The sequence below is a fragment of the Ensifer sp. ENS07 genome, assembly GCF_014852185.1.
GTDB classification, from domain to species: domain Bacteria; phylum Pseudomonadota; class Alphaproteobacteria; order Rhizobiales; family Rhizobiaceae; genus Ensifer; species Ensifer adhaerens.
On record NZ_JACVBE010000002.1, the window covers coordinates 680080 to 706985 of the forward strand.

At 63.9% G+C, this 26906-nt stretch carries 29 protein-coding genes; 11 read left to right on the top strand and 18 right to left on the bottom strand.

Going from position 1 to position 26906, the window contains the following annotated elements:
* Positions 1-73: 73 nt before the first annotated feature.
* The 3 genes from IB277_RS10510 to IB277_RS10520 form a co-directional block, all read right to left on the bottom strand.
* Positions 74-1105 (bottom strand): NADP-dependent oxidoreductase, encoded by a 1032-nt coding sequence (locus IB277_RS10510; RefSeq protein WP_244546699.1) that lies wholly within the window; start codon positions 1103-1105, stop codon positions 74-76.
* A gap of 449 nt (positions 1106-1554) precedes the next feature.
* On the bottom strand, positions 1555-2127 hold the full coding sequence (gene ilvN / locus IB277_RS10515; RefSeq protein ID WP_034792687.1) for an acetolactate synthase small subunit: 573 nt from the start codon (positions 2125-2127) through the stop codon (positions 1555-1557).
* A 22-nt stretch (positions 2128-2149) separates the two neighbouring features.
* Positions 2150-3928 (bottom strand): acetolactate synthase 3 large subunit, encoded by a 1779-nt coding sequence (locus IB277_RS10520; protein ID WP_034792684.1) that lies wholly within the window; start codon positions 3926-3928, stop codon positions 2150-2152.
* 524 nt (positions 3929-4452) lie between these two features.
* On the opposite strand from IB277_RS10520, the gene IB277_RS10525 reads away from it, so the two are divergent.
* A complete protein-coding gene (locus IB277_RS10525) occupies positions 4453-5826 on the top strand; it encodes an MATE family efflux transporter (protein ID WP_210207567.1) in 1374 nt (457 codons plus the stop codon).
* A 46-nt stretch (positions 5827-5872) separates the two neighbouring features.
* On the opposite strand, the gene IB277_RS10530 is transcribed toward IB277_RS10525, so the two are convergent.
* Together IB277_RS10530 and IB277_RS10535 are read right to left on the bottom strand one after the other, a co-directional pair.
* Complete coding sequence (locus IB277_RS10530; RefSeq protein WP_090294279.1) at positions 5873-6241, bottom strand: hypothetical protein; 369 nt, start codon at positions 6239-6241, stop codon at positions 5873-5875.
* Between the two features lie 398 nt (positions 6242-6639).
* Positions 6640-7266, bottom strand: coding sequence for a TetR/AcrR family transcriptional regulator (locus IB277_RS10535; protein ID WP_090294281.1), 627 nt, complete (start codon positions 7264-7266; stop codon positions 6640-6642).
* Between the two features lie 116 nt (positions 7267-7382).
* Here IB277_RS10535 and IB277_RS10540 point away from each other — a divergent pair, with 116 nt between their 5' ends.
* Both IB277_RS10540 and IB277_RS10545 read left to right on the top strand, forming a co-directional pair.
* Entirely contained in the window at positions 7383-7994 is a 612-nt protein-coding gene (locus IB277_RS10540; RefSeq protein WP_090294282.1) for a class I SAM-dependent methyltransferase, read from the top strand.
* Positions 7995-8018: 24 nt separating this feature from the next.
* A complete protein-coding gene (locus IB277_RS10545; RefSeq protein WP_110818672.1) occupies positions 8019-9029 on the top strand; it encodes an NAD-dependent epimerase/dehydratase family protein in 1011 nt (336 codons plus the stop codon).
* Positions 9030-9047: 18 nt separating this feature from the next.
* On the opposite strand, the gene cax is transcribed toward IB277_RS10545, so the two are convergent.
* Positions 9048-10142 carry a calcium/proton exchanger gene (gene cax / locus IB277_RS10550; protein WP_034792668.1) on the bottom strand — a complete coding sequence of 365 codons (1095 nt, stop codon included), beginning with the start codon at positions 10140-10142 and terminating at the stop codon, positions 9048-9050.
* 164 nt (positions 10143-10306) lie between these two features.
* Positions 10307-10774, bottom strand: coding sequence for an Lrp/AsnC family transcriptional regulator (locus IB277_RS10555; RefSeq protein WP_090294285.1), 468 nt, complete (start codon positions 10772-10774; stop codon positions 10307-10309).
* Between the two features lie 107 nt (positions 10775-10881).
* Between IB277_RS10555 and IB277_RS10560 the strand changes: the two genes are divergently transcribed.
* The 4 genes from IB277_RS10560 (at position 10882) to IB277_RS10575 (ending at position 15286) form a co-directional block, all read left to right on the top strand.
* On the top strand, positions 10882-11430 hold the full coding sequence (locus tag IB277_RS10560; RefSeq protein WP_090294286.1) for an alpha/beta hydrolase: 549 nt from the start codon (positions 10882-10884) through the stop codon (positions 11428-11430).
* A 126-nt stretch (positions 11431-11556) separates the two neighbouring features.
* Positions 11557-12075 (top strand): ABZJ_00895 family protein, encoded by a 519-nt coding sequence (locus IB277_RS10565; RefSeq protein WP_034792648.1) that lies wholly within the window; start codon positions 11557-11559, stop codon positions 12073-12075.
* Between the two features lie 135 nt (positions 12076-12210).
* On the top strand, positions 12211-14238 hold the full coding sequence (locus tag IB277_RS10570; RefSeq protein ID WP_089043633.1) for an ATP-binding protein: 2028 nt from the start codon (positions 12211-12213) through the stop codon (positions 14236-14238).
* A 352-nt stretch (positions 14239-14590) separates the two neighbouring features.
* Entirely contained in the window at positions 14591-15286 is a 696-nt protein-coding gene (locus tag IB277_RS10575) for a class I SAM-dependent methyltransferase (RefSeq protein ID WP_090294288.1), read from the top strand.
* 45 nt (positions 15287-15331) lie between these two features.
* Here the strand turns inward: IB277_RS10575 and IB277_RS10580 are convergent, their stop codons facing one another.
* Complete coding sequence (locus IB277_RS10580) at positions 15332-15745, bottom strand: helix-turn-helix domain-containing protein (protein ID WP_244546700.1); 414 nt, start codon at positions 15743-15745, stop codon at positions 15332-15334.
* A 157-nt stretch (positions 15746-15902) separates the two neighbouring features.
* Here IB277_RS10580 and IB277_RS10585 point away from each other — a divergent pair, with 157 nt between their 5' ends.
* Positions 15903-16304 (top strand): MAPEG family protein, encoded by a 402-nt coding sequence (locus tag IB277_RS10585; RefSeq protein WP_090294289.1) that lies wholly within the window; start codon positions 15903-15905, stop codon positions 16302-16304.
* A gap of 30 nt (positions 16305-16334) precedes the next feature.
* Here the strand turns inward: IB277_RS10585 and IB277_RS10590 are convergent, their stop codons facing one another.
* Complete coding sequence (locus IB277_RS10590) at positions 16335-16622, bottom strand: hypothetical protein (RefSeq protein ID WP_090294291.1); 288 nt, start codon at positions 16620-16622, stop codon at positions 16335-16337.
* A gap of 173 nt (positions 16623-16795) precedes the next feature.
* Between IB277_RS10590 and IB277_RS10595 the strand changes: the two genes are divergently transcribed.
* Entirely contained in the window at positions 16796-17197 is a 402-nt protein-coding gene (locus tag IB277_RS10595; protein WP_060515969.1) for a VOC family protein, read from the top strand.
* A gap of 19 nt (positions 17198-17216) precedes the next feature.
* Here IB277_RS10595 and miaA read toward each other — a convergent pair whose 3' ends face one another.
* Positions 17217-18128, bottom strand: coding sequence for a tRNA (adenosine(37)-N6)-dimethylallyltransferase MiaA (gene miaA, locus IB277_RS10600; RefSeq protein ID WP_034792634.1), 912 nt, complete (start codon positions 18126-18128; stop codon positions 17217-17219).
* Between miaA and serB the strand changes: the two genes are divergently transcribed.
* Entirely contained in the window at positions 18127-19014 is an 888-nt protein-coding gene (serB, locus tag IB277_RS10605; protein ID WP_110818673.1) for a phosphoserine phosphatase SerB, read from the top strand. The two genes, miaA and serB, sit on opposite strands and share 2 nt — an antisense overlap.
* Positions 19011-19586 carry a GNAT family N-acetyltransferase gene (locus tag IB277_RS10610; protein ID WP_060515966.1) on the top strand — a complete coding sequence of 192 codons (576 nt, stop codon included), beginning with the start codon at positions 19011-19013 and terminating at the stop codon, positions 19584-19586. The genes serB and IB277_RS10610 overlap by 4 nt, the downstream gene beginning before the upstream one ends.
* Before the next feature lie 204 nt (positions 19587-19790).
* On the opposite strand, the gene IB277_RS10615 is transcribed toward IB277_RS10610, so the two are convergent.
* The 8 genes from IB277_RS10615 to IB277_RS10650 all read right to left on the bottom strand — a co-directional run bounded on the left by IB277_RS10615 (position 19791) and on the right by IB277_RS10650 (position 26886).
* The gene (locus IB277_RS10615; RefSeq protein WP_090294296.1) at positions 19791-20693 is read right to left on the bottom strand and encodes a LysR substrate-binding domain-containing protein; all 903 of its coding nucleotides are present in this window, start codon (positions 20691-20693) and stop codon (positions 19791-19793) included.
* 488 nt (positions 20694-21181) lie between these two features.
* Complete coding sequence (locus tag IB277_RS10620) at positions 21182-22702, bottom strand: DegQ family serine endoprotease (protein WP_051659253.1); 1521 nt, start codon at positions 22700-22702, stop codon at positions 21182-21184.
* 271 nt (positions 22703-22973) lie between these two features.
* On the bottom strand, positions 22974-23360 hold the full coding sequence (locus tag IB277_RS10625) for an ACT domain-containing protein (protein WP_034792627.1): 387 nt from the start codon (positions 23358-23360) through the stop codon (positions 22974-22976).
* 6 nt (positions 23361-23366) lie between these two features.
* Positions 23367-23552, bottom strand: coding sequence for a DUF2065 domain-containing protein (locus IB277_RS10630; RefSeq protein WP_034792618.1), 186 nt, complete (start codon positions 23550-23552; stop codon positions 23367-23369).
* Positions 23553-23559: 7 nt separating this feature from the next.
* Positions 23560-24480, bottom strand: coding sequence for a protease modulator HflC (hflC, locus tag IB277_RS10635; protein ID WP_060515963.1), 921 nt, complete (start codon positions 24478-24480; stop codon positions 23560-23562).
* Positions 24477-25595, bottom strand: a complete 1119-nt coding sequence (hflK, locus tag IB277_RS10640; protein ID WP_034792611.1) for an FtsH protease activity modulator HflK — start codon at positions 25593-25595, stop codon at positions 24477-24479. The genes hflC and hflK overlap by 4 nt, the downstream gene beginning before the upstream one ends.
* A gap of 156 nt (positions 25596-25751) precedes the next feature.
* Positions 25752-26288 (bottom strand): dihydrofolate reductase, encoded by a 537-nt coding sequence (locus IB277_RS10645; protein ID WP_034792608.1) that lies wholly within the window; start codon positions 26286-26288, stop codon positions 25752-25754.
* Positions 26281-26886: a glutathione S-transferase gene (locus tag IB277_RS10650; protein WP_060515961.1), complete on the bottom strand. Its 606-nt coding sequence runs from the start codon at positions 26884-26886 to the stop codon at positions 26281-26283. The genes IB277_RS10645 and IB277_RS10650 overlap by 8 nt, the downstream gene beginning before the upstream one ends.
* Between the last annotated feature and the right edge of the window lie 20 nt (positions 26887-26906).

Sequence of the window (26906 nt, forward strand, 5' to 3'; positions counted from 1 at the left end):
GGACCATCCTCACGAAACGTCGGCCTTCTGCACGCTGCGGTTTATCGCAAAGAACCGCCACCGCAAGCGTCGATCACGCAGTGACGCCCGCAATCTCCACCACCACCTTGCCCTTGGCGCGGCCGGATTCCAGATAGGCGAAGGCTTCGGCGACATTGTTCAGTGCAAACACGCGGTCGATCACCGGCCTGACCGTCCCGGCGTCGATGAGGCCTGCGAGTTCGGCAAGCTCGGCACCATCAGGATGCATGAAGAGGTAGCGGTAGGAGACTCCGTGTTTCCGGGCGACGGCGCGTATCTTATAGGACGCAAGCCAGAACAGCGCCCTCAAGAACAGACCGCGGCCGAGATCCTTTCGCGCGGTTTCGGGCTCGGGCATGCCGGCGATGGAAACCACCTTGCCGCCGCGCTTGACGACGCCGAAGGATTTTAGGAGCGTCTCGCCGCCCAGCAGATCGAAGGCGCCGTCCATGTCGCGCAAGCGCTCCTCGAAGCGCTCCTTCGTGTAGTCGATCACCACGTCGGCGCCGAGCGCCTCGACGAGCGCGCGGCCGCGGGGCGATGCGGTCGTCGTGACCTCCGCGCCCAGCCATTTCGCCAGCTGAATGGCGAAAGTGCCGACACCGCCGGCGCCACCGGGGATGAAGATCCGGCTGCCCCGCCCCACATGAAGCTCGTCGCGCAGCGCCTGCAAGGCGGTAAGGCCGGCAAGCGGCACGCCGGCTGCCGTGTTGAAGTCGATCGATGCAGGCATCTTCGCCAGGAATTGTTCGGGCACGACGGCATACTCAGCAAGGCCCCCCATGGTGTCTTTGGGCATGCGCGCAAAGACCCGGTCGCCCGGCGCAAACGACGCGACGCCTTCTCCCAGTTCCTCGACGACGCCTGAGAGTTCGTTGCCCATGACGACAGGCAAGGGATAGCGCTGGACGACTTTCAGCATGCCGTCGCGCGTCTTGTAGTCGACCGGATTGAGGCCGGCGGCATGCACTCGGACAAGCACCTCGCCGCGCGCTGCGCGTGGGCGCCGCACGTCGCGCAACTCCGCGGCATCGGAACCACGATATCTCGTAAGGACCAAGGCCTTCATCTTGGTAGAATTCATCGGGTACCTGCGATCGTGAGAAATCTTCTGAGGGAATACTCGGCGAGAAATGCCGTGCGAAGTCAACCACGCGCGTGACGTCTGGCGGCTTCGGTCGCAAGCGCGTGCACCGATCATCCGGCCGGCCGGGAGGTTTCGGCTGCAACTGCGGCGGCCCCTCATCCTGCCTGCCGGCCACCTTCTCCCCGCAAGCGGGGAGAAGGAAACGTGCAGCGGGCGCCCGGTTCCCTTGAGTCGCGAGCGCTTAGCATCTTCAGCAGAAGCGTGCCTTTGATGGACGGTCATCATGAAGGAGAAAAGAAACGGCTCGCTCGGTGCGAGCGCCCCCTCTCCCGCCTGCGGGGAGAGGGCTGGGGTGAGGGGCAGCCTCCGCACAAAGTACGAGGAGCAATTCCGCTCGGAAAATCTCGCGCGCAAGAATGCACGCGAGCCCCCTCACCTCGGCAAAATCACATGCCCTGCGGGCCGCGGTTCATCGCTGCGATGCCGGTGCGGCAGACCTCGATGAGGCCGAGCGGCTTCATGATGGCGATGAACTGCTCGATCTTCGACGGCTTGCCGGTGATTTCGAAGACGAAGTGATCGATGTTGGCGTCGATGACCGAGGCGCGGAAGGCGTCGGCAAGGCGCAGAGCCTCGACGCGGTGGTCGCCCGAGCCGTGTACCTTGACGAGCGCCAGTTCGCGCTCGATCGGCCGGTCGTGGCCCAGGCTGGCGGCGCGCACGGTCAGGTCGACGACGCGGTGGACCGGAACCAGCCGTTCCAGCTGGTTCTTGATCTGGTCGAGCACGTGCGGCGTGCCGCGCGTCACGATGGTGATGCGCGACAGGTGCGCCTCGTGTTCCGTTTCCGAAACCGTGAGGCTCTCGATGTTGTAGCCGCGGCCGGAGAACAGGCCGATGACGCGGGCAAGGACGCCCGGTTCGTTGTCGACGAGAACCGAAAGCGTGTGGGTTTCGGCGACTTCGGTCTCCTTGGCGATGAAGTAGGCGGAGCCGGTCGGTTGAAGGTGTGCGTTCATGTGAGTGGTTCCTCTACCTATCTCAGACCAGCTGACGGCCCTTGGCGTCGATCGCGTTGGCGACCGCTTCGTCCGTGGCTTCGTCGGGCAACAGCATCTCGTTGTGGGCCTTGCCCGAGGGGATCATCGGGAAGCAGTTGGCGAGGTTGGCGACGCGGCAATCGAAGATAACCGGCGCCGGCGTGTCGATCATCTTGCGGATCGCTGCATCGAGCTCGCTCGGCTTGTCGCAACGGATGCCGACGCCGCCATAGGCTTCCGCCAGCTTGACGAAGTCAGGCATCGCTTCGGTGTAGGAATGCGACAGGCGGTTGCCGTGAAGCAGCTGCTGCCACTGGCGCACCATGCCCATGTACTGGTTGTTGAGGATGAAGATCTTGACCGGCAGGCCGTACTGGACCGCGCAGGACATTTCCTGGATGCACATCTGGATCGAGGCGTCACCGGCGATGTCGACGACGAGGCTGTTCGGATGCGCGACCTGCACGCCGATCGCCGCCGGGAAGCCGTAGCCCATGGTGCCGAGGCCGCCCGAGGTCATCCAGCGGTTCGGCTGTTCAAAGCCGAAGAACTGGGCTGCCCACATCTGATGCTGGCCGACTTCCGTGGTGATGTAGGTGTCGCGGTCCTTGCTCAGCTCATAGAGCCGCTGAATCGCATATTGCGGCATGATGACGTCGTCGTTCGGCGCATAGGCGAGCGAATTGCGGGCGCGCCACTTGGTGATCATCTCCCACCAGTCCGAGAGACGTGCCTTGTCGGTCGACTTGGAAGCGGCGCGCCAGAGGCGAACCATGTCTTCCAGAACCGTGCCGACATCGCCGAGGATCGGCACGTCGACGCGGACGTTCTTGTTGATCGACGACGGGTCGATGTCGATGTGGATCTTCTTGGAGTTCGGCGAGAACGCGTTGAGGCGGCCGGTGATGCGGTCGTCGAAGCGGGCGCCGATGCAGATCATGACGTCGCAGTCATGCATCGCCATGTTGGCCTCATAGGTGCCGTGCATGCCGAGCATGCCGAGCCAGGCCTTGCCGGAGGCCGGATAGGCGCCAAGCCCCATCAGCGTCGAGGTGATCGGGAAACCGGTGAGCTCGACCAATTCGCGCAGCAGATGCGAGGCTTCGGGGCCGGAATTGATGACGCCGCCGCCGGAATAGATGATCGGCTGGCGCGCATTGCGCATCAGTTCGACCGCTTCCTCGATCTTCTTCAGATCGCCCTGCTTCTTCGGCTGGTAGCTCTTCTGGGTCGGGACGGCAGACGGCGGCGTGTAGGTGCCGGTCGCAAACTGGACGTCCTTCGGGATATCGACAACGACAGGACCCGGACGGCCGGACTGAGCGACGCGGAAGGCCTCATGGATGATGCGGGCGAGATCGTTGACGTCGCGAACCAGCCAGTTGTGCTTGGTGCACGGCCGGGTGATGCCGATCGTGTCGCATTCCTGGAATGCGTCGGAGCCGATCAGCGAGGTCGGAACCTGGCCGGAGATGCAGACGAGCGGGATCGAATCCATCAGCGCGTCCTGCAGCGGCGTCACCGCATTGGTAGCACCTGGGCCGGAGGTGACCAGCATGACGCCGACCTTGCCGGTGGAGCGGGCATAGCCTTCGGCCATGTGGCCGGCGCCCTGCTCGTGGCGAACGAGGATGTGCTGGATATCGTCCTGCTGGTGGATTTCGTCGTAGATCGGAAGCACGGCGCCACCGGGATAGCCGAAGATATGCTCGACGCCATTGTCCTTCAGTGCCTGGAGAACGATCTCCGCGCCTGTCATCTGGTTTTCTGTACCGCTCATTGACTTGCTTCCGTCCCTTTTCCCAGTTGGGTGCTTAGCTTGTTTGAAGGCATAAAAAAAGGCCCCGTCAGGAGCCTCGTTCAGCGCATGGGTGGCTACCGCCGGATGGTTACACCATCCTGCCCATGCGCCGTCCCACCACAAGAATAACCGCAAAATTTTTCATGGGCCGAGTTGATAAACACAAATGCCTGAGGCGTCAACGGCTTTTCGTTACACGATCCGGCGCTTTCTCGGAACATTGTTGCGCAAACCGTCCGAGAAAGCTGCGCGAACAGGCCCATAGCGACTACGGCAAGGCACCGCTTGTCTCATGACGCGCAAGGGTCATCGTCCCCCGGCTTGACGGCGATGCGGCTTGGCGCTACCTCCCTTTCCGGGCTTCAGATCCCCGCCGCTCGCAGGCTTCCAGTCTCGGTGAAATCTGACTTCTGACGATATCCTCTCGCCCCGATCGCATTTCGTGTGGCAGGCAATGCGAGCCCCTCCTCTTCCCAATCGAAATGCGAGAACAGGAGTGCGGGATGTCCAAGGACACCTCCAAGCCGAATGCCTACTTGACCGCGCCGCTCGGCGCGATCTTCTTGAAAACGGCGCTGCCGATCATCTTCGTCATGGGCATGAACGGGCTGTTGACGGTGGCCGATGCCATCATGCTCGGCATCTATGTCGGCGCCGAAGCCGTCGGCGCCGTGACCACGGTGTTTCCGATCTTCATTCTCACCGTGGCGCTGGCCACCCTCGTCGTCAGCGGCATGGCGAGCCTGCTTGCCCGCCATCTCGGCGCCGGCCGCTTTGCTGAAGCCCGCGGCGTCTTCGCCGGCGCCCACATGCTGGCGCTGACGATCGCTGTTGCACTGATCGCGCTGTTCGCAGCCTTAGGCGACCGCCTGGTGCTGACGCTCACCAATGGTCCGGGGCCGCTCGCCAGCATGGCCGAGCGCTATATCGCGATCATCATCTTTGGCGCGCCCGTCCAGTTCCTGCTGGCAGTGCAATCGGATGCGCTCCGATGCGAGGGACGCGCCGGGCTGATGGCCGGCCTCAGCCTGCTGGTCTCGCTCGCAAACCTTGCCCTCAATTATGTGCTGATCGCGCTGCTGGACATGGGTGTCGCGGGGTCCGCGACCGGCACCGTGCTGGCGCAACTCCTCGCGCTCGGCCTCATCGCCCTCTTCCGCCTGTTCGGACGCACGGAACTGCGGCTCTCCGCCCTCCTCCGGCATAATCCGCTGACGGGATGGAGCCGCATGATCGCGCTGGGCAGCCCCCAGAGCCTCGGCTTCATCGGCATGGCGCTGGTGTCGGTGACGATCATGGCGGCGCTGCAGAAGACGGCGGCCGAAAACTACGCCACCACGGTCGCCGCCTACGGCATCATCACCCGCATCATGACCTTCGCGCTGCTGCCGCTCTTGGGCCTGAGCCAGGCGATGCAGGCGATCGTCGGCAACAATGTCGGCGCCGGCCTCGCGGACCGGGCAGAAAGGATGCTGCGGCTTGGCATGCTTGTGGCGTTCTTCTACTGCCTCGCCGTCGAGGTGCTGCTCCTCGGCTTTGCCAGGCCGATTGGCGCGACCTTCGTCGACAACGATGCGGTCATCGCCGACGTCGCGCGCATCATGCCGGTGATGGTCGCGATGTACGTCTTCTCCGGACCGCTGATCATGCTCGGCAGCTATTTCCAGGCGATCGGCGATGCGCGCCGGGCGGCGATCCTGGGGCTTGCCAGGCCCTATCTCTTCACCATGCCGCTGGTCGCACTCTACGCGTCGACCTTTGGCGAACCCGGCATCTGGTTCGCCATGCCGACTGCAGACGCGCTGCTTCTCGCGGTCGCGCTGCTGGTGTTGTGGCAGGCCTCGCGGCAACGACCCGCAACGGCTCCGTCAGGCTGATCTGCGCGCGACGCGCCGGCTCTCCGGCGCGTCGCAGTCCGTGTCGCTAGAACCGCGAGAACCCGACAAGCGACGGCATGATGGAACCGCGGCCATCGTTGATGAACGGCGCCAGCCCCGCGGCCACCTCTTTGCTCGGATTGCCATAGACCTCGAGCCGCTCCACCGTGCAGTGGGCGGAGACGTCGTTGATGTGTGCATCCGACATTTGCCAGTGCCGGAGCACGTCCTCAGAATTGCGGTAGAGCTGGATGCTCACCGCCTGCATCTCTTTCTCGTCGATGAACGTCCGCACCATCAACTGCGGCGCATGCTCTTCGACGAAGGCGATCGCGCTGCGCACCGCCTCGCGGAACGGTTCGAGATGGCCGGGAGTAATCCTCATCAGGTTTCGGAAAAGCAGTTGCTCGGTCATGCATCCTCCATGTCGCGTATCGCTGGCTCCTCGGGCCGGATCCGGGCCGAAGATGGCGTTCGGCCCAACGCCGATGGAGAGGTTTGTAAGAGCTCAAGCTTGGTTGAGGTCAAGCGGCAGATACCAGAGCAATTTTGGAGGTCGGCCGCGTCCGCATGCACCGGCCATTAACACTTGACGTGGCAAATTAGCTTGGCTGCATGATGCAGCTTAAAAACAAAGGCAATGAGATGCTTGACCTTTCCGTGCTCACACCTCTCCTCCTCAGTTTCGGCGCGATCTACCTGTTCTTCCGTTGGGTCGTGTTCGATATGAACGCCCCAAAATAGACCCCCGCGCTCCAAGCCTGCCTCCGTGAGAGGCCTGCGATCCCTGCCGGAGCGCACGGAGGCACCCCCCTACTCATCGACAAGCCTGGCGACGAGATCACCGAGCAGGCGCTCGAGCTCGGCGTCATGCCCCTTGTTCAGCGCTTCCAGCCCCACCACCTGGCGCATGATCTGCACGCCGGCGACAAGCGACATCAGCAGCGCCGCGCGCTGACCTGCATCCGCGCCTGAAAGCGCCTCCGTGACGTTCTTCTGGTGGTGGCTTTCGACCACCTGTCGCGCGATATCGACCGCGCGCTCGTTGGAGATTGAGCGGAGCATGATGAGGAAGCCGTCGAGCGCGGTTGCCTCCGGCTCCGTCACCTTCAAAAGCGCGCTTGCGATGCGCGCTGCCCGGTCCGGTGCGCTGAGCGTCTCCGGCGTGGCGATGATCGGCCGTTGGTTGGCGGTCGAAAGCACTTCGGCAAAGAGCCCCTCCTTTGAACCGAAATAGCGGTTGATCAGCATCGCCGTAACCCCGGCCCCTTCAGCGATCTCGCGCACACCGGCGCCTTCATATCCCGAGGCGATGAAGGCGGAGCGTGCGGACTCAAGAATTGCGGCGCGCGTGGCGTTCGCGTCGCGGCGGCGCCCGTCCTTTTCGGCAGGCCGCTTTTCTGCGCCCCCTTTTTCAGCAGCCCCCTTTTTGGCAGGCATGGCCCCTCCTTAGTATACACCTGTAGACATGATCATGAATCGGAAGTATACAGACGTAGACTTGCCGCTGCAACGCGCCTTGCAAGACAGCCTTCATTCCATCCACGGAGCCTCACGTGACCAGCATTTGCGCCTATGGCGACAGCCTGCATTTCTTCCGCTCCTGGCTCGCAGATCCACTGCGCGTCGCCTCGGTCACGCCGTCCTCCCGGTCGCTTGCCCGGTTGATCACGCGCGAGATCGACCCTCGCTATGGCCCGGTGCTCGAACTCGGTCCCGGCACCGGTGTCTTCACGCGCGCGTTGATCGAGCGGGGCGTGCGCGAGGAAGACCTTGTGCTGGTCGAATCCGGCCCTGACTTTGCTGCCGTCCTGAAGGCGCGTTTCCCGGCCTCCACCATTCTTTCGATCGACGCGGCGCGGCTTGCCGATGGTCATTCCGAAATTCCCGCAGGCATCGGCGCTGCGGTCAGCGGCCTGCCGTTGCTCTCCATGCCCACCCGCAAGGTTATGGCAATCCTTTCCGGTATTTTCCTGCACATGCGGCCGGGTGGCCACCTCTACCAGTTCACCTACGGTCCGCGTTGCCCCATCCCGCGGCCGCTGCTCGACCGGCTCGGCCTTCGCGCCCGGCGCATCGGCGGCACCATCAGAAACTTCCCGCCCGCCTCCGTCTACCGGATCAGCCGGCGCAAGCCCTTCGCGGCCATGCACAGGACCTGCGACTGACGCAACGAAAGAAGATGAAAACCGATGAATGAATGTGTTCTTGTCACCGGCGGCACCGGCTTCGTCGCCCGCTGGTGCATCGTCTCTCTGCTCGAAGGCGGATACCACGTTCGCGCCACCTTGCGCGATCTCGCAAAGGCCGACGCCGTCAGGCGCTCGATCGCCGCCGTCAGCGACGCGACAGACCGACTGTCCTTCGCCAGGGCCGATCTGACCGGAGATGACGGCTGGGCCGAGGCGATGGAGGGCTGCACCTATGTCCTGCACGTCGCGTCGCCGCTCGGCGGCATTCCCGGCGGCGGTCGCGACGCCTATGTTACGCCGGCTCGCGAAGGCACGCTGCGGGTGCTTTCCGCCGCCGTCGATGCCGGCGTCCGGCGTGTGGTGATGACTTCGGCGGCCGCCACGACCCGGCCGCCGCTGGACTCAGGCCTTGCTAGCGACGAGACGCGCTGGGCCGACCCCGACGACCCGCAATTCGACAATTACCGGGTCTCCAAGATCCTCGCCGAACGTGCCGCCTGGAAGTTCATGGAGGGCAAGGCAACGGAGTTCGCCACGGTGCTGCCCGGCGCCGTCTTCGGTCCCGTGCTTTCGAGCGAAAATCTCGGCTCGGTGAAGATCATCGGGGACCTCGTTGGCGGCCGGCCGCGGTTCCTGCCGCGCCTCGGTTTCTGGGTGGTGGACGTACGCGATCTCGCCGACCTGCACGTCACCGCCATGACCGCGCCTGAGGCCGCAGGCGAACGCTTTCTCGCCGCCGGCGACTTCCAATGGATGGAGGAGATCGCCGCCACGCTGCGCCTGGGCCTCGGCGTCGATGGCCGCAAGGTGCCGACGCGACGGCTGCCGACCGCGCTCGTGCGGCTGCTGGCCCCGCTCAGCGCCGATTTGAAGCCGCTGGCCCCGCTGCTCGGTCGCAAGTTTGCGCTGTCATCCGACAAAGCCCGGCGCCTGCTTGGCTTTGCGCCGAGGCCGGTGAACGCCACCATCCTCGACTGCGCCCGCAGCCTGATTGCGGCCGGCGGGCGCTGATTTCAGCCGACCGCAGGGCTACACCTGCGGCGGCAGCAGGAACAGCGTCATGGCGAAGATCACGTAGACGGTGAGCGCCAGCACGCCCATGTACCAGGCAGACCGCCCCCCGTTGGAAAGCAGCGTCGCGGCCATGGTCGCGACCAGCATCATCACGATCGCCCCCGGCCAGAACTGCAGGTCCATCGGCTGCGGCCCGAGCACGTAGCTCAGAAGCACCAGCAGCGGAGCGACGAAGAGCGCAATCTGCACGGCGCTGCCGAGCGCTATGCCGACGCTCAGGTCCAGCCGATCCTTGCGCGCAGCGGAGAAAGCCGTCGCCATCTCGGCCGCAGCACCGACGAGCGCGACGACAACGAAGCCGACGAAGGCCGGCGTCATGCCAAGCTCTTCTGCCGCAACCTGCACCGAGCCGACGAAAACTTCGCTGACGAGCGCCACAAGAACGGTCACCACCAGCAGCACGATGATGCCCGTCGCCAGCGGCCAGTGCGGTTCATCACCGCCATGCTCGGAAGTGGCCGAGACGAACAGCTCGCGATGGGTCTTCAGCGAAAACAGCATCCAGAGCCCATAGGTGATGATGAGAAGGACGGAGAGGCCGGCGCTCAGCTGCTGGGTGAAAGCCGTCTGCGGCTGGCCGTCGGCAGCACCGATCAGCGAAGGCACGAGCACGGCGATCGTCGCCATGAACAGGAGGCTCGCCAGAAAGCGCGCATTCACCCGGTTGAACTCCTGCAGGTGAAACTTGAGCCCGCCGAGCAGAAACGAACCACCCAGCATGAACAGCGTGTTGGTGACGATCGCGCCGGCGATCGAGGCCTTGACCAGCAGATACTGGCCGGCAGCAAGTGCCATCAGGGCGATGACGAGCTCGGTCAGGTTGCCGAGCGTTGCATTCAAGAGCGCGCCGACCGTGTCGCCGGTGCGGGCCGCAACCGCCTCCGTCGCCTGGCTCAGGAGCGCCGCCAGCGGCACGATCGCCGCCACCGACAGCAGGAAAAGCAGCGTATGGGCGTCCGGCCAGATGTGCTCGCCGGCGATCGCGATCGGCACGAAGACGATCAGCCAGAGTATGGGTGTCCGACGAAAATAGGCAATTGCATCGCTCATGGCTTCCCCTCGCCCGCTTCCCGCTCGCCCTTCGAGCGTCCGTGGCCGGCAACGCCCCTGACGGTCACCCGAACGGACGTGCCTGGCCTATGGTTGAATTATCCCGCGTCCTCTCGCGTTCTGCATTGACTTTCATCAAGTCGGAGCGTGCCCGGCGCCCAGTCTCAGACCCGCTGGATCAGCGCCCGCCCGATCGGCTTTTCCGGCTCGCCGCTCAAGACAAGCGACGTCGTCACGGCGCCATAGCGCGCGATCGTGTCGACGATCGTTTCAAGCTCGCCCGGCGTCGGCACCAGCACCTTGAGAAGGAAACAGTCCTCGCCGGTCAGCCGCAGCACCTCGATCACCTGCGGCATCTCGGAAAACTGCTTGAGGCATGCACGGATATGTTCGTGCGTCGTCTTCAGGCGGATCACCGCCATCATGCCAAGCCCGAGGCGTGCCGCATCGATGCGTGCGCCATAACCGGAAATGATGCCGCGCTCCTCCAGCCGCTTGACCCGCTCCGAGGTCGCCGGCTGCGACAGACCCATACGCCGCCCGAGCTCCGAGATCGCGATGCGTCCGTCTTCCTGCAATACCTCGATGATCGCGATATCGGTCGGGTCGAGGGCAGAACAGTCAACCGCCATATTTCACCTTCAATCCATCGGCAAACGGCCGCACTTTCCGATGATTGCGCATTCAGATGGTCAAGGGAAGCTGGCAGTCTCCCCCATGTTGAAGATGAGAGGACGACATGAACGATATCATCATCCTGCCCGGCATCGGCGGTTCCGGCGAGGCGCACTGGCAAACCCGATGGGAGTATGCAGACTCTCAGATGCGCCGTTTCCAACCGGGCGATTGGGATCGTCCGCAGCTTGCCGACTGGATCCAGGCGCTCGACAGCGCCATTGCCTCAGCAAGCGAGCCGCCCCTTCTCGTCGCCCACAGCCTTGCCTGTCTGCTCGTCGCCCATTGGCATGCGGTCCGCACCCGTCCGATCGCCGGCGCTTTTCTCGTGGCGGTTCCCGATCCGACGTCTGCGGCCTTCCCGGCGGAGGCTGCCAGCTTCGCCAAGGTCCCGACGGAACGCTTCCGCTTTCCCTCCCTTATCGTCGCGAGTTCCAACGACCCCTTCGGCACCATCGGCTACGCGCAGATGCGGGCGGCGCAATGGGGCAGCCGGTTCGCCGAAGCCGGCGCCGTCGGCCATATCAACGGCAAGAGCGGGTTGAGTGACTGGCCGGAAGGGCGGGCGCTGTTCCGGTCGTTTGCTCAGGGCATCAAACCATCGGAGGGCTGAGGCGTCACACAGTCCGGCCAACGTCGGCGAGCTTTCCCGACAGTTTGCTCAGGGAGAGCGCACAATCTTGCAAGTTATGCGCTAATCATGCCAAGTGGCGCCACAACCGCCCGCCAGGAACCACGCATGACGCCGACCGTGTCGCTGACGCCATATTACCGCTACTTCGCCCTCGTTTGCCTGGCGTTGACAGGAGTCTGCGTGGCCGGGATGTTCGCCTACGAGACCCTTGTTGGCCCGATACCGAAGGGAACTGCATACGGCGTCTGGTTTGCGCAGACATTGTCATCGGCTACCGCCACAGCCAGCCGTTTCGTGCAAAGGCATCGCCGATGCCCGACGGAAGAAGAGAAAGCGAAACTGGCCCGCGTCTCCTTGGGCTTAGCCACGGCAATTAGCATTCTGCCGGGTGTTGCAATTGCTGCTTGGGTCTACGTCATGGCGTTTGTATTTGGCGACCCAGGCTATGAGATCGCCTACTACGTCAACCGGCAGCAGTTCGTCTCCCTGCTGATGTCTCTGGACATGGTTCTCTGTCTCGTGATCGCAGGCGGTATGGCCCTCCTCCTGACCGTCTCGTACTTCATGATGCGCTGGCAGTACGGTAGCTCGGCGAGGAGGATGGCCGGCCGGCTATCGCTCTGACAGGGAACTAAATCGGAGTGCGCAAGTCGCCATGCCGCTGCCCGTGCCCCGCGTGCTCGAGCGTGCAACATCTCGAAACCACTTGTTAAATCCCCTTGGCTAACATGAAGCGCCGTATTGCCGGGGTTTCTCGCGTTGCTGAACAATGAACTTCATTCCTCGATCCGTGCCGGAGAGCAGGATCGCCGTGACGGCCTGAAGCCCGGCAACCGGTTCCTCGGACGGGTGGTTGCCTGCAACGGCGCGCGCGCGACGATCGCTGCGATCGCAGAGAGCGGCGAGACGTCGCTGACCGAACTCTGGTCCGTCGGCCGGCTGATTTCCATTTCCGTCGGCAGGAACCGCGTGGTGGCGCTGGTCTATTCGATGCAAACCGCCTCCAGCGAATGGGGCGAAGAGACCAACAACACCTTCCGCATCGAAGTCGAACTGATGGGCGAGGTCCATAGGGGACCCGACGGTCGTGAAGAGTTTTCCGCCGGTATCAGCCAATATCCCTATCTCGGCGCCATCGCCCACCGCATCCGCGGCGCCGACCTTGCGCGCATCTACGATTCCGGCCGCAACGACAGCTGCATCATCGGCAAGCTGACCCAGGACGAGAGCCTCGACGCAACCATTCACGTGCCCTCGATGCTCGCCAAGCATTTCGCCATCGTCGGCACGACCGGCGTCGGCAAGTCGACCGCCGTCACGCTGCTGCTCAACAAGGCGATCATTGCCGATCCGAAGCTGCGCGTGCTGATCCTCGACCCGCACAACGAATTTGCCGCCGCCTTCCCCGACCTTGCCGTCGTCATCGACACCGATACGCTCGACCTGCCCTTCTGGTTCTTCCGACTGGAGGAGTTCGCAGAGGTGATCTTCCGCGGCCGCCCGGCGCCGCCGGACGAGCTCGACATGCTGCGCGACATCATCCCCGAGGCGAAGAAGGCCTTCCGCGGCGGCGGCGACGCCGGCATCGTGCGGCGCCAGACGGAAAAGAGCTCGATCACCGCCGACACGCCGGTGCCTTACCGCATCGCCGACCTCTTGGCGCTGATCGACGAGCGCATCGGCCGGCTCGAAGGGCGCAACGACAAGCCGCATCTGCGCTCGCTCAAGGTCAAGATCGTCTCGGCGATCAACGATCCGCGCTATCATTTCATGTTCTCGTCGAACACCATCACCGACACGATCCAGGACACGATCGCCCGGGTTTTCCGCATTCCAGGCGACGGCCGGCCGATCGCCACCTTCCAGCTGGCCGGCATCCCCTCGGAAGTCGTTAATTCCGTCGCTTCGGTGCTTTGCCGCATGGCGTTTGAAATCGGGCTCTGGAGCAATGGCGGCATCCATATGCTGGTCGTCTGCGAGGAAGCACACCGCTATGTGCCCGCCGATCCGTCGCTCGGCTTCCTGCCGACCCGCCAGGCCATTGCCCGCATCGCCAAGGAAGGCCGCAAATACGGCGTCTCGCTCGGCATCATCACCCAGCGCCCCGGCGAACTCGACCCGACGATCCTGTCGCAGTGCTCGACGGTCTTTGCCATGCGGCTTGCCAACGACCGTGACCAGGACATCATCCGCTCGGCCATTCCGAACTCGTCGACATCGACGACCAGCTTCATTTCCTCGATCGGCAATGGCGAGGCTATCGCATTCGGCGAGGCGGTGGCCGTGCCGATGCGCATGCGCTTTTCTCGCATCGCCGAGGAGCGCCTGCCGCGCGCCCACGGGATCATCGACCGGATCGACGAGGACCATCCGCCGACCGTTGACCTGCGCGCGATCGTCAGCCGCATGCGCGCCATCAACGGGCCGGATATTTCGAACTTCCAGCAGAGCTACATGGCGGCGCAGACCGTGAGCGAAGAGCAGCGCTGGGAGACCGAACTGGGCGCCACGGCAGAAGCCGAGCCGCAACCGGGCCTCAGCGAGCCGCAGGTCGAGATCGAGCCCTATCGTCCGGACATGCTTCCGCGCGCGCCTGCCCCCGTCAATCCGGAGCTGGAGCGCTTCAATCAGATCCGCCAGCAGCTCTTGAACGAGCCATCCCCGGCCGATCAGGCCCAACGCCGTTCGCAAACGGCTGACCCGGCGTCCGGCGAGCGGCCGCGCCAGGGCTCGCTGCGCGAAAGCCTGTTGAAGCGGCCCCTCGGCAGCATCATCCGCAAGACCTAGGCAGCGAACGCGTGAAACTGCGGGCGCCCCATTTGCCCGATGACAACCAGAGATGTAAAAGCGTTTTGTCCAGACATGCGCTGCGGGCCGCAGTGCGTGAACAACTCTGGAGTGGAATAGCGGCTCGCTGGGTGGTCGCACGCGTCCTTGCGACCGAAGGGCCTCCAGGGGCCGCTCCACGTTAACGCGATTGGCATGCTTCGGCCCGCCCCAATGCGGCCGTGGCTCCGGGCACCCGAACAGAACGGCACAAGCAGCGTTGCCCGATGGCGTCGCAGACCGATAGAATAGAAGTTTCAAGCGCTTCGACATCTGATCGCGCACGCCTTTCGGTGGCAGCGGAGAAAAGACCTTGCCAGAGAACGACTACGATGCCTTTGCGGCAGCCTATGATGCCGACAACGAGAACAACGCCTGGAACGCCTATTACGAGCGGCCGGCGACTTTGGCACTCGCCGGCGACGTCGCCGGGCTTCGGGTGCTCGACGCCGGTTGCGGCGGCGGAGCGCACGCGGCAGCGCTCATCGAGCGCGGCGCCACGGTGACCGGCATCGATCGCAGCGCCGGTCTTCTGGACATCGCCCGTCGACGCCTCGACGGGCGTGCGCAATTGCTGAGGGCCGATCTGGGCGAACCCTTGCCGTTCGACGACGGTGCCTTCGACCTCATCGTGGCATCCCTCGTCATGCACTATCTGGAGGACTGGTCGCTCCCGCTTTCCGAATTCAACCGGGTTCTGCAGAAGGGCGGCCGCCTGGTGTTTTCCACGCACCATCCGTTCATGGATCATTCCCTTTCCGGTCACGACAACTATTTCGAGACCTATCGCTTCGACGATACCTGGGAACGGGGCGGCAGGACCATCCACATGCGCTTCTGGCACCGCCCGCTGCACGCCATGTTCGATGCGCTCAAATCAGCCGGATTTGCCACCGAGACGGTGAGCGAACCGGAGCCCGATCCGCGTGCCCGCACGCTCTTTCCGGACGCCTACAGGAGCCTGACGACCAAACCGCGCTTCCTCTTCTTCTCGGCCGTGAAAGCGTGAGCGCGACAGCCTTCTCGACGTTTTGAAGGGCCGAGCAGGAGGAAGTCATATCCCGAGGATTTGCTCGTGCGCGCCCGTTGCGCCCCAGCGGACGATTTCGGCAAGGATCGGCATCAGCGCCCGCCCATGGTCGGTCAGGCTGTACTCCACCTTGCGCGGCACCACGGGATAGTCCCGGCGACTGATCAGGCCCCGCTCCTCCAGTTCCCGCAGTTCGCGGCTGAGAATACGCGGGGTGATCGGCTTACCGAGCCCGCCACGAAGCAGCGACCGTCCGATTTCGCCATAGCGGTGCGTCCCGCCTTCGAGCACGCAGAGGATGTGCAGCTTGTAGCGCCCGCCGACGATCTGGTTGAAGGCGATGGCGGGGCAGAGCCGGATATGGCTCATGTCGAGACCGGTCAGGCTGGACACTTTCGGCCCGACACCTCGGTCCGATGCCACGGCTTGTTCCGTCATGTCGGCGCCCCCCGTACTATCCTTTTTGTCCGTATTTACGATATCGTACCAGAGAGTTAGCGTGCTTTCAGCAAACAATGCCGGAGGAAAGCACGATGGCTGACATGGCGCAGGCACACGCGACAGTAAAGTTCGAGACGGCTTTCGGAGCGCGGCCATGAGCGTGGAGATGACCGTGCTGGCGCTCGGCTGCATCTTCGGCATCATCCAGGTTTTTGTCGCGGCGCAACTCCAGACGCGCCAGAACGGACTGGCCTGGTCGCTCTCTTCGCGCGAAGCGGCCGGGCCGCCGCCAACGCCCCTCGTCGGACGGCTGAAACGCGCGCAGGCAAACTTCCTCGAGACTTTTCCCTTCGCCGCGTCCGCGCTGCTTGCAGTCGAAGTCACCGGCGCAAACAACACGACGACGGAACTCGGTGCGATCGTCTGGCTTTCGGCACGGCTCGCCTTTTGGCTCGCCTATGCGATCGGCATTCCCGTGCTGCGCTCGGCCCTGTTTGCGACCAGCATCATCGGGATCGGACTGGTGCTGTGGCCGCTGCTGGCGTGGCTGGTGTGAGCCGATCAAGCGTAGGCACAAGCAGGCAAATCACCCCCTGAGGTCAGGGTAATCCCACGATGGCGCCAGACGGCGGCGTGCCGCTTTCACCGCTTCGCCGTAGTCTTCGCGAAAGGGTGCGACCAACTGCTTTTGAAGGTCTGCCAGCACTGCGAGCAGCACCGCGCATTCGGCCGTGCTTTCGAAACAGGAGGCGTCCGGCGTTGGAACTGCGTTCTCCTCGCTCCAACGCGACAGAAGTTCAAAGAGCACCAGGGCTTCATCGGGAGACAGACGGATTTCCGCGCTGTCAGGAGACGTTTTCTGCTCGTCTGTCATGATCGGGACATGGCATGCGCCGCCCGAACCTGCGGGGCCGCCCCGCTCACAGCAAGGCATCAGCGCCTATCCTGCAAGGGAACTTTGCCGCGGGCCGACCGTTGTCGTGGCGACATCCTGGGGTAGGATCAGTCAGCCGGTTTTGTTGACACCGACGACAACGGGAGCGCGCCATGGTCACAAGCATCACGCCCTTTCTGATGTTCCAGGATGGCGTCGCCGACGACGCCATGGCCTTCTACGTCTCGCTGTTCCCGAATGCCGAGGTGCTGGAAGTCGAGCGCTATGGACCGGATGAGCAAGGTCCCGAAGGCAGCGTCAAGGTGGCGCTTTTCCGGCTCGGCGCGCAGCGGGTCAAGTGCATCGACAGCCCGGTCCGGCACGCCTTCGATTTCACCCCGTCGTTCTCGTTCTTCGTGGAATGCCAGAGCGAGGATGAGATCATCACGCTTTATGGCATGCTCGCCGAAGGCGGGGCAGTGCTGATGCCACTCGACAATTACGGCTTCAGCCAGCGCTTCAGCTGGGTCACCGACCGCTTCGGCGTGTCCTGGCAGCTGAACCTCGCCGACTGATCCGCAGCAACGGCGCTCGTCAAAGCACCTCCTCGGCGCTCGAAATGCGCTGCCAGCTGTCGTCGAGCTGGTTACGGAACCAGGTCATCTGCCGCTTGGCATATTGTCGCGTTGCCGCAGCGCCCATCTCGATCACTTCGGCCTCGTCGAGTTCGCCCTTCAAAAGGGCTGCGATCTGGCTGACGCCGATCGCCTTCATGATGGGCATTTCCGACGGCAGCTCGAGCGCAAGCAGCGCCCGCACTTCGTCGATCGCGCCGCCGGCAAGCATCAACTGGAAGCGACGGTTGATGCGGTCGTGCAGGAGCTTTCGCTCCGGCAGCACGACATATTTTGTAGCCCGGTCCGGGTCGACGATCATGGGTCCGGTCTGCTGTTGGAAGAAGCGGATCGGCTTGCCGGTGGCCTCCACCATTTCGAGCGCCCGCACGATCCGCTGGCCGTCACCGGGCTTCAGTGTCACCGCCGTTTCCGGATCCCTGGCTTCGAGGTCGCGATGCAGCGCCTCCGCCCCTTCCGCCTTCAGCCGCTCGCGCAGCCTTTCCCGGATCGCCGCCGGGATCTCCGGCATGTCCGAGAGACCACCGGTCAGCGCCTTGAAATAGAGCCCGGTGCCGCCGACAAAAACCGGCAAGCGTCCCTCGCCCTTGAGCTGAGCGACCAATGCCTGCGCTTCACGCGCCCAGGCACCGGTGGAATAGGCGGATGCCGCCGGCACATGGCCGTAAAGACAGTGCCCTATGCCGCCCATGTCGGCCTCGTCCGGCCGCGCCGTCAACAGCCGCAGCGTGTCATAGACCTGCATGCTGTCGGCATTGACGACCACGCCGCCGTGTCGGCGCGCCAGTTCGACGGCAAGCGCGGACTTGCCGCTGGCGGTCGGCCCGGTTATCAGGATCGCGTCGCTCTCGGTATCAAGGTTGTTGTCCATGGCTCTCGTTGCCACGCTTATCGCCAATCCGTCAAATCCTGTTCTGACGCCAGCACTGGCGGAAGCAGCCGCTGACGCCGTCAAGGCATCCGGCCTCTATTGGCTCGCCGATGGCATCGCCTGCGATATCGCGCTGACCGACGGCACCGATCCGGATGCCGCCGAAACCCTGCTGCGCGGCGTGATCGGCGATGCACCGGTCGATGTCGCCGTGCAAGACGCCGAGAGCCGCCGCAAGAAACTGCTCATCGCCGACATGGACTCGACCATGATCGGCCAGGAATGCATCGACGAACTCGCCGCCGAAGTCGGCCTGAAAGACAAGGTGGCGGCGATCACCGCCCGCGCCATGAACGGCGAGATCGCCTTCGAGCCGGCGCTGATCGAACGCGTAGGACTTCTGAAGGGCCTGCCACTTGGCGTCGTCGACGAGGTCATCGCCAAGCGCATCACGCTGACGCCGGGCGGAAAACAACTGATCGCAACGATGAAGAGCAAGGGCCACTATACCGCGCTCGTCTCCGGGGGTTTCACCGTCTTTACCGGCCCGATCGCCGAGATGCTCGGCTTTGACGAGAACCGCGCCAATACGCTGATCGCCGAAGACGGCATCCTCACTGGCGAAGTCGCCAATCCCATCCTCGGCAAGCAGGCCAAGGTCGATTCGCTGATCGAGATCGCCGACCGCCTCGGCATCTCGACGGACGATGCCCTTGCTGTCGGCGACGGCGCCAACGATCTCGGCATGATCCAGCTTGCCGGCACCGGCGTGGCGCTGCACGCCAAGCCCGTCGTTGCCGAGCAGGCCAAGGTCCGCATCGACCACGGCGACCTCACCGCCCTTCTCTATCTGCAGGGCTATCGCAAGACGGATTTCGCCGGATGATCATTGCCGAGACTGAGCGGCTGCGCATCCGCGCCTGGAAGGAAAGCGATCGCGATCTCTTCTTCGCGATCAACAGCGATCCCAAGGTGATGGAATTCTTTCCCTTCCGCCGCAGCCGCGCGGAATCAGACGCGCTGTTCGATCGCGTCGGCAAGGGCATCGCCGAAACCGGCTTCGGCTTCTTCGCCGTGGCGCTCAAGGCCGACGACAAGCCAATCGGCTTCTGCGGCCTCGCGCTCACGGATTTGGAGCCGCACCTGCCCAAAGGAACGGTCGAAATCGGCTGGCGACTGGCTCCGCCCTACTGGGGCAAGGGCTACGTCACCGAAGCGGCCAACGCCCTGCTGCGCTACGGCTTCGAGGAAAAGGGCTTGAGCGAGGTCGTCTCCTTCGCGGTTCCCGCCAACACCCGCTCGACCGCTGTCATGCAACGGATCGGCATGCACCGCGACCCAAGCCGCGACTTCGACCACCCCCGCGTCCCAACCGATCAGCCGACCCTGGTTCGGCATGTGCTCTATGCGATCAGCGCCGAGGAATGGCGGGCGCATCGTTCAAAGGCCGGGAAATAAGCTGCCGCTTCGTGAGTTGCCCTCTCTGTCTGCCGGACATCTCTCTCCGCAGGCGGGAAGAGAGACGCCAGCCGCACTAGCACTACCCAACCACCTCTGAAGAATGGCGGGCGTTCGCCATATCTTTCCGTCTCCCCGCGTGCGGAGAGACGGTGCCGGCAGGCGGAAGAGGGGCAAGCGCTCGCCCTGAGGATAAGGGCCTCCTCACCGCTTTCGCCCCGCCCCCGGGTAGCTCCGTTCGATCCAGTCGACAAAGGCCCTGGCCGCCTCCGACAGCGCCTCGAAGCGCCGCGCCACGATAAAGAACGCGCCATAGGGCACTGAGGCGTCGAACGGCTGGATCAGCCGGCCGGCGGCGATGTCGTCGCGGGCATGGTCGCGGTCGATGAGGCCGACGCCGCTGCCGCGCAGCGTCGCCTGCAGCACCATCGAGCCATCGGCGAAGATCGCGCCGCGTGCAAGCTTCACCGGCGCGGTGCCGGCCGCCGCAAACCATTGTTCCCAGAGTTGCCGGTTATCCTCATGCAACAATGGATGCTGCAACAGGTCTTCGGGTCGGTCGAGCGGCCGCCCGGCGCCGGCAAGCGCAGGCGTGATCACCGGGACCATCTCCACCTCGGCAAGAGGCCGCGTCTCCACCCGCGACCAGGAGCGCGCGGTCAAGCTGTGGCGGATGGCGATATCGGCCTCGCCGCTTCGAAACTCGGCGAGCCGCGACTCCGCATCGATCACCAGATCGATCTCCGGATGCGCCTCCTGAAATTCCTGCAAATGGGGCACCAGCCAGCAGCCGGCAAAGGATGGCTCGGCGCTGACCTTCAGCGTCTGCGACAACCGCCGCCCCGAGAGCGCGTCGAGGCTTTCGCCCACCATGTCGAAGGCAGACGTCAGCGTGCCGAGCAGCGCCTGACCATCGGCCGTCAACCGCACACTGCGGTGGAGCCTCTCAAACAGCGGCCGGCCGATCAGCTCTTCGAGCTCGCGCACCTGCCGGCTGATGGCCGCCTGCGAGACGAAAAGCTCCGATGCAGCCAGTGTGAAACTCTCCAGTCGCCCGGCCGCCTCGAAACTCCGCAACGCTGTCAGGGGCAGTCGGCCGCGCTTCATGCATAACCTCAAGTTATCCGAAGGAGACTGTAAACTCGTTTGAGGGGTGCCGGCAAGTGGAGTGAAATGCTTGCAAGAAAGGAGGTGCGGCAATGCATACGATTATCGAAATTCTGTTCGAAGCCCTCAGGCTGATGACCTTCCAGCCGGCGCGCAAGCCGTCCCCGCACCCCAGGCAAGCGAGCGACGACTGCTGAAAGAAGTGCACCTCACCACTTCTCGAATGCCCCTCACCCTAACCTTTTCCCCCGCAAGCGGGGAGAAGGTCGCGGCAGCGGGATGAAGGGCCGTGTCTGTGCCCATCATGAGCACGCTGCGGCCCGTCGGCCGGACCGCAGCGTTGAATCAAAACCTGAGCATGTGGATTCAGCCTCTCAGCCCCAGGGGCGATAGCACTGAAAAGATTCAGACAATCGGCGTCGACCGAAAGCGGCGCTGCGGCATCGATCCGATGCCGCAACCGCAACTGCCGGAAGGCGCGATGCGCCCTACTCCACCCGAACGGTGACGAAGCGCAATTCGCCGGACTTGTTGGAGATCAGAAGGGCGGCGTGGCGACGGCCGCTGGATTTCAGCTCCTCGACCCGGTCGGCCACGTCGGCGGGCGTCTCCATCGCCTCCTGACCGACCTCGACGATGACGTCGCCCGCCTCTACGCGCCGCTCTGCCGCGACCGAATTCGGCGCGACCTCGGTGATGACAACGCCGTCCACGTCTTCGGCAATGCCGTATTTCTTGCGCGCCTCTTCGTTGAGCGTCGCAAGCTTCATGCCGAGCACGACGTCGGTCGCTGGAAGCGGCGCAGCCTCCGGCTTGTCAGCCTTCGACCCCTCGTCGCCGGTTGCCGCGTCGGCACTTGCAAGCGCGCCATCCTCGAGGCGTCCGAGGGTCACCTTGACTGTCTGTTCCTTGCCGTCGCGGATCACCACGACATCGACCGCCTTACCGACGGGGCTTTCGGCGACCACGCGCTTCAGGTCGCGCACCTCGCCGACATCATGGCCGTCGAATTTGACGATGACGTCGCCGGCCTTGATCTCGCCGTGCGTGATCGGCCCGCCTTCGATGATGCCAGAGACGAGCGCGCCGCGCGGCGCGTCCATCTTCAGGCTCTCGGCGATATCGTCGTTCACAGGCTGGACGCGCACGCCGAGCCAGCCGCGACGCGTCTCGCCGAAGTCCTTGAGCTGAAGTACCACATTGGCGGCAAGTTCGGTCGGCACGGAGAAGCCAATGCCGATCGAGCCGCCCGTTGGCGAGATGATCGCCGTGTTGATGCCGATCACTTCGCCGGCCATATTGAACAGCGGCCCGCCGGAATTGCCGCGGTTGATCGCAGCGTCCGTCTGGATGAAATTGTCATAGGGGCCGGCGTTGATGTTGCGGCCGCGCGCCGAGATGATGCCGACCGAAACGGAACCGCCAAGGCCGAACGGGTTGCCGATCGCCATCACCCAGTCGCCGATGCGCATCTTGCGCGAATCCCCGAAAGGCACGGCCTTCAGCGGCGCCTTCGGCTCGACCTTCAGCAGCGCGAGATCGGTCTGTGTGTCTTTGCCGACGAGCTTCGCCTTCAGCTTGCTGCCATTGGCGAAGTTGATCTCGATGTCGTCGGCGCCCTCGATCACGTGGTTGTTGGTGACGATGTAGCCAGAGGGATCGATGACGAAGCCGGAGCCGAGCGATTCGACCGTGCGCTGGCGGTTACCGCCCTGATTGCCCTGGCCCTTGAAGAATTCGTCGAAATAGCGCTGGTAGGGCGAGCCCTCCGGCACCTGCGGCGCCGGCGCATCATCGTCGTTCTTGACCTTCTGCGAAGTCGCGATGTTGACGACGGCATCCAGCAGTCCGGCGGCCAGATCGGCGACGGAGGCCGGGCCATTGCTCGGCGGCCGGATCGCCGTGTTCTGGGCGAGCGCGGTGCTGCTGAAGGCGAGCGCGCCTGCGAGCGCCAGAACGCCGAGGGAGGCGCCAAGCGAGTGTACTCGGGATTTTGATCGCGTGGACAATTCGCTTCAGCTCCTCTGGCTGTGTGCGGTGACACCGGCACACCATAGCACTTTGATTCTTCGCATAATTCCGCCTCGACCGAAACCGCCGGCCGGGCTTATGCGGCAGATTTGACAAACGCAAGCCGCAAGACCGCGACGTCCGACTTTCCTCTGAAGATAAGGCGGAATTCGGAAGGGTCCAAACACGATTTCCTGATCCTTGCGCGCAAGGGTGCGAAAGGACGGACGTTCCCTGCCAAGCCTTTACGTCGAGGCCGGGCGTGGCTGATCAGGTGGTGAGCTCGTGACCGTGGTCTTTCAGCGCCTGGACCGCCTTGTCGAGATCGGAGCCGGCAACGAAGATGTAGTCGGTGCTGAAGGTCGAATTGGCAAAGACGCCGACGCCGGCATCCGAAAGCGGCCGGAGCACCGAGGCGAGCACGCCGGGCACGTCAAAGGCAAAATGCTGCTCGACACGGAAGCAGCGCCAGCCGAGCGAACTCTGGACGCTGGACGGCACGCGGGCGGCCCGGCAGACCAGCGTCATCTCCTCGCGCGAGCTCGACACGGTCCAGAAGCCCGGCCCCGGCAGCCATTCCGGCATGCTGGAGCCGATATTAAGGCGGGTGATGGCGTATTCGGCATCGACCAGCCGGATCAGCAGTTTATGTGGCATTTCGCATTATCCTCGAAGCAACCATACAAGTCCGACCCCGGCAGCCACGCAAACGAGCCCCGCCAGTCGAAGCTGATGTTCGGGGACATACGGCAAACGCTTCGCCATTTCCACCAAAACCAAAGGGGCCAGTGCGTACACCAGCCCCTCGATGATCAGGAAGAAAGCGAATCCTGTCAGAAAGTCTGACATCGCCCGCCTAGTTTCCGGTCGCTGCTTGAGGTGCCGCGGCCGGCGGAGTGCCTTCCGAGTTATTGAAGTAACGGAAGAATTCCGAATGCGGCGAAAGCACCAGCGTCGTGTCCGGGCTACCGATCGACTGCGTGTAAGCGGTCATGGAGCGATAGAACTCGAAGAACTTCGGATCGCGCGCAAAGGCGTCAGCAAAGGTCCTTGTGCGTTCGGCTTCGCCTTCACCGCGCAGGATTTCCGAATCGCGCTGGGCTTCGGCCACGATTTCGACGACCTGACGGTCGGCAATCGCGCGGCGGCGCTGGCCCTCTTCGTTACCGCGGGCGCGGATCAGTTCGGCTTCCGCCAGACGCTCGGCCTTCATGCGGTCGTAGGTCTGTTGCGAGACCTCCTGCGTCAGGTCGGTGCGACGGATACGGACGTCCTCGATGTTGAGGCCGAGCGACTCCGCGTCGGTTTTGAGGTCGGCGCGCACTTCGCGCATCATCGACGCACGCTCGTCCGAAAGAGCAGCCTCGAAGCCACGCAGACCGTAGACACGGCGCAGCGACGCGTCGAGACGGGTCCTGAGACGCGATTCCGCCGAGTCGCGATCGCCCGAGACCGTCTCGCGGAAGCGGCGGGGATCGGAGATCTTGTAGACGACGAAGGCATCAACTTCATAGAACTTGCCGCCCGAGACCTGGACACGGATGTTGTCGAGGTCGAAGCGCAGTGCCTGGTCTTCGACGTACTGGACGCGGTCGGCATCCATGAAGGCGAAGGGCAGCTTGAAGTAGAGGCCCGGCTGGCTCTTGACGTCCTTGATCTGACCGAAGCGAACGACGATCGCCTGCTGACGCTCGTTGACGACGAAGACCGAGGAATAGATGCCGACGAAGACGACGGCGAGCAGGATCAGGATAACGGAGGTACGATTATTGATCACTGGCCTGCTCCCGAAACTGCTGCGGCACCCGACGTCGTCGGACGACCGATTTCATTCAGCGGCAGATATGGCAGTACGCCCTGCCCGTTCTTCTCGTCGATGATGACCTTCTTCGACTTGCCGAGAACGCCCTGCATGGTTTCGAGATAGAGACGCTTGCGGGTAACGTCAGGCGCCTTGGAGTACTCGTCATAGACGGAGATGAAGCGCTGCGCCTCACCCTGTGCTTCCTTGACGACACGGTCCTTGTAGGCGGCCGCTTCTTCGCGGATCTGCGCACCCTGACCGCGTGCCTTACCGAGCACCTGGTTGGCATACTGGTTGGCTTCTTCGACGAAGCGATCCTCGTCCTGCTCGGCGCGCTGCACTTCGTCGAACGCATCGGCCACTTCGCGCGGCGGTGCGGCGTCCTCGATGGCGACCGTGTTGACGGAAACGCCGGTGCCGTAGGTGTCCATCGTTGCCTGGATCGTGCTCTTCACGTCCGCGGCGATCGCCTGACGGTTGTCACGGAAGATGTCCTGCGCCGGACGGCGACCAACGACTTCGCGCATCGCGCTTTCGGCCACCTGCTGCAGCGTGTCGGACGGGTTCTCGACGTTGAAGAGGTAAGCCTTCGGATCGGTGACCGAGTAAAGAACCGAGAACTGGACGTTGACGATGTTCTGGTCGCCGGTGAGCATCAGGCCGGAATTCGACTGGCCGCTCGAGCGCCCGCCGATGTTCTGCTGCTGCTCGGTGATCTTGACGAATTCGACGGTCTCGAATGGCCAGAAATGATAGTGCAGGCCAGGCATCGAGATCTCGTCCTTCGGCTTGCCGAAGCGCATCTCGACGCCGCGCTCGTCCGGCTGCACCGTGTAGATCGAATTGATCAGGACAAAACCGACGATCAGCAGGCCGATAATGGCGAAGACGCCACCATTGAAGCCGCCGGGAACGACGTTCTTGAGCTGGTCCTGGCCACGGCGAATGATCTCTTCCAGATCCGGCGGGCCGCCCTTGCCGCCACGCGGCCGGTTTGGCCCCTGGCCCCAGGGACCCCCCTGATTGCCGCCGCCACCGCCGCCGCCCCATGGGCCACCGCCGCCGCCATTCTGATTGCTCCAGGGCATCAAAACCTCTCTTTTGAATACTTCCCACGCTGAACGGCCGCGCCACCGCACGGTCGTTCATGATGTGAAACCGTTATAGGTATCACCCGCACCGCTTTCAACGCGATAGACCCGAGTTCACCGTAAATGGTTCAAAATAGTTGACGATCCGCCGCGTCAGGCTGTCGCACGCCGCTTAAAGGTGACGAAATGCATGGCGTGGCTGTCCTTTTCACCCTGCGGCAGGTCCTCTTCGAAGACCTTCTCGAAAATGCCGGGATCGATATCGGGGAAGCGCGTGTCGCCATCCACGGTCGCCTGCACCTCGGTCACATGCAAGATATCGGCACGCGCGATCGACTGGCGGTAGATCTCGCCGCCACCGATCACGCAGATCTCGTCCACGCCCGCGGCCTCCGCCTCTCGGCCGGCAAGCGCTACCGCCGCATCGAGCGACGGGACGACGCTTGCCCCTTCCGCCACAAAATCCGCGTTGCGGGTGATGACGATGTTGGCGCGGCCGGGAAGCGGACGCCCGAGCGACGCCCAGGTCTTGCGCCCCATGATCACGGGCTTGCCGATCGTCAGCGCCTTGAAGCGCTTGAGATCGGTCGAAAGCCGCCAGGGCAGATCGCCGTCGCGGCCGATGACGCCGTTTGCGGCAACGGCGACGACGATCGATATCTTCGGGTGGGTGGTCTTCGTTTCAGTCATGGAACCCGTTCGGTTTGCTGTCGATTTCTCTGGCGCGGTCATAGGCTGCCCGGTCCGTCACCACGCGGATGTAGCGATCGACGACCGTGCTTTCCGGCAGGATCTTGCGCATCCACTGCAGCGCGCTTGCCAAGAGCAGATCGGCGGCACTCATCGTCTCGCCGAGCAGATAGGTCCGTCGGGTGAGCACGTCGATCACATGGGCGCACATTTCGCTGTAGAGCCGCGCCTGTGCCGGGTTGTTGATGGTGGCGCCGGAGATATGGGCAAGCGCCGTCGGCTCGATCACCCCCGCGTAATAGGCAAGCCAGGAGAGATAGGCGCCACGCTCCTTGTGGCCGGGCGGCCGGCCGAGGCTGCAATCGGGATAGAGGTCGGTGAGATACTGCACGACGGCGGCCGACTCCCAGATCACCGCGCCATTATGGATGAGCGCCGGCACCTGCTTGTGCGGATGCGGGTTGTTGTCGTCGGGCTCACCCGAGCCGTCCCAGCGGCGGATCGAGACGTAGCGGATCTCGTATTCCGCGCCCAGCTCCTCAAGCAGCCAGACGATGCGCGAGGATCGCGACAGCGGCGCATGAACGAGTGTGAGCATCGATACCTCCCTTGGACGAC

What these genes read in the sequence shown, in the direction of transcription:
- IB277_RS10510 (WP_244546699.1), bottom strand. Translation starts at nt 1,105, where the DNA reads ATGAATTCTACCAAGATGAAGGCCTTGGTCCTTACGAGATATCGTGGT.
- ilvN (WP_034792687.1), bottom strand. Translation starts at nt 2,127, where the DNA reads ATGAACGCACACCTTCAACCGACCGGCTCCGCCTACTTCATCGCCAAG.
- IB277_RS10520 (WP_034792684.1), bottom strand. Translation starts at nt 3,928, where the DNA reads ATGAGCGGTACAGAAAACCAGATGACAGGCGCGGAGATCGTTCTCCAG.
- IB277_RS10525 (WP_210207567.1), top strand. Translation starts at nt 4,453, where the DNA reads ATGTCCAAGGACACCTCCAAGCCGAATGCCTACTTGACCGCGCCGCTC.
- IB277_RS10530 (WP_090294279.1), bottom strand. Translation starts at nt 6,241, where the DNA reads ATGACCGAGCAACTGCTTTTCCGAAACCTGATGAGGATTACTCCCGGC.
- IB277_RS10535 (WP_090294281.1), bottom strand. Translation starts at nt 7,266, where the DNA reads ATGCCTGCCAAAAAGGGGGCTGCTGAAAAAGGGGGCGCAGAAAAGCGG.
- IB277_RS10545 (WP_110818672.1), top strand. Translation starts at nt 8,019, where the DNA reads ATGAATGAATGTGTTCTTGTCACCGGCGGCACCGGCTTCGTCGCCCGC.
- cax (WP_034792668.1), bottom strand. Translation starts at nt 10,142, where the DNA reads ATGAGCGATGCAATTGCCTATTTTCGTCGGACACCCATACTCTGGCTG.
- IB277_RS10555 (WP_090294285.1), bottom strand. Translation starts at nt 10,774, where the DNA reads ATGGCGGTTGACTGTTCTGCCCTCGACCCGACCGATATCGCGATCATC.
- IB277_RS10560 (WP_090294286.1), top strand. Translation starts at nt 10,882, where the DNA reads ATGAACGATATCATCATCCTGCCCGGCATCGGCGGTTCCGGCGAGGCG.
- IB277_RS10565 (WP_034792648.1), top strand. Translation starts at nt 11,557, where the DNA reads ATGACGCCGACCGTGTCGCTGACGCCATATTACCGCTACTTCGCCCTC.
- IB277_RS10580 (WP_244546700.1), bottom strand. Translation starts at nt 15,745, where the DNA reads ATGACGGAACAAGCCGTGGCATCGGACCGAGGTGTCGGGCCGAAAGTG.
- IB277_RS10585 (WP_090294289.1), top strand. Translation starts at nt 15,903, where the DNA reads ATGAGCGTGGAGATGACCGTGCTGGCGCTCGGCTGCATCTTCGGCATC.
- IB277_RS10590 (WP_090294291.1), bottom strand. Translation starts at nt 16,622, where the DNA reads ATGACAGACGAGCAGAAAACGTCTCCTGACAGCGCGGAAATCCGTCTG.
- IB277_RS10595 (WP_060515969.1), top strand. Translation starts at nt 16,796, where the DNA reads ATGGTCACAAGCATCACGCCCTTTCTGATGTTCCAGGATGGCGTCGCC.
- serB (WP_110818673.1), top strand. Translation starts at nt 18,127, where the DNA reads ATGGCTCTCGTTGCCACGCTTATCGCCAATCCGTCAAATCCTGTTCTG.
- miaA (WP_034792634.1), bottom strand. Translation starts at nt 18,128, where the DNA reads ATGGACAACAACCTTGATACCGAGAGCGACGCGATCCTGATAACCGGG.
- IB277_RS10610 (WP_060515966.1), top strand. Translation starts at nt 19,011, where the DNA reads ATGATCATTGCCGAGACTGAGCGGCTGCGCATCCGCGCCTGGAAGGAA.
- IB277_RS10615 (WP_090294296.1), bottom strand. Translation starts at nt 20,693, where the DNA reads ATGAAGCGCGGCCGACTGCCCCTGACAGCGTTGCGGAGTTTCGAGGCG.
- IB277_RS10625 (WP_034792627.1), bottom strand. Translation starts at nt 23,360, where the DNA reads ATGCCACATAAACTGCTGATCCGGCTGGTCGATGCCGAATACGCCATC.
- IB277_RS10630 (WP_034792618.1), bottom strand. Translation starts at nt 23,552, where the DNA reads ATGTCAGACTTTCTGACAGGATTCGCTTTCTTCCTGATCATCGAGGGG.
- hflK (WP_034792611.1), bottom strand. Translation starts at nt 25,595, where the DNA reads ATGCCCTGGAGCAATCAGAATGGCGGCGGCGGTGGCCCATGGGGCGGC.
- IB277_RS10645 (WP_034792608.1), bottom strand. Translation starts at nt 26,288, where the DNA reads ATGACTGAAACGAAGACCACCCACCCGAAGATATCGATCGTCGTCGCC.
- IB277_RS10650 (WP_060515961.1), bottom strand. Translation starts at nt 26,886, where the DNA reads ATGCTCACACTCGTTCATGCGCCGCTGTCGCGATCCTCGCGCATCGTC.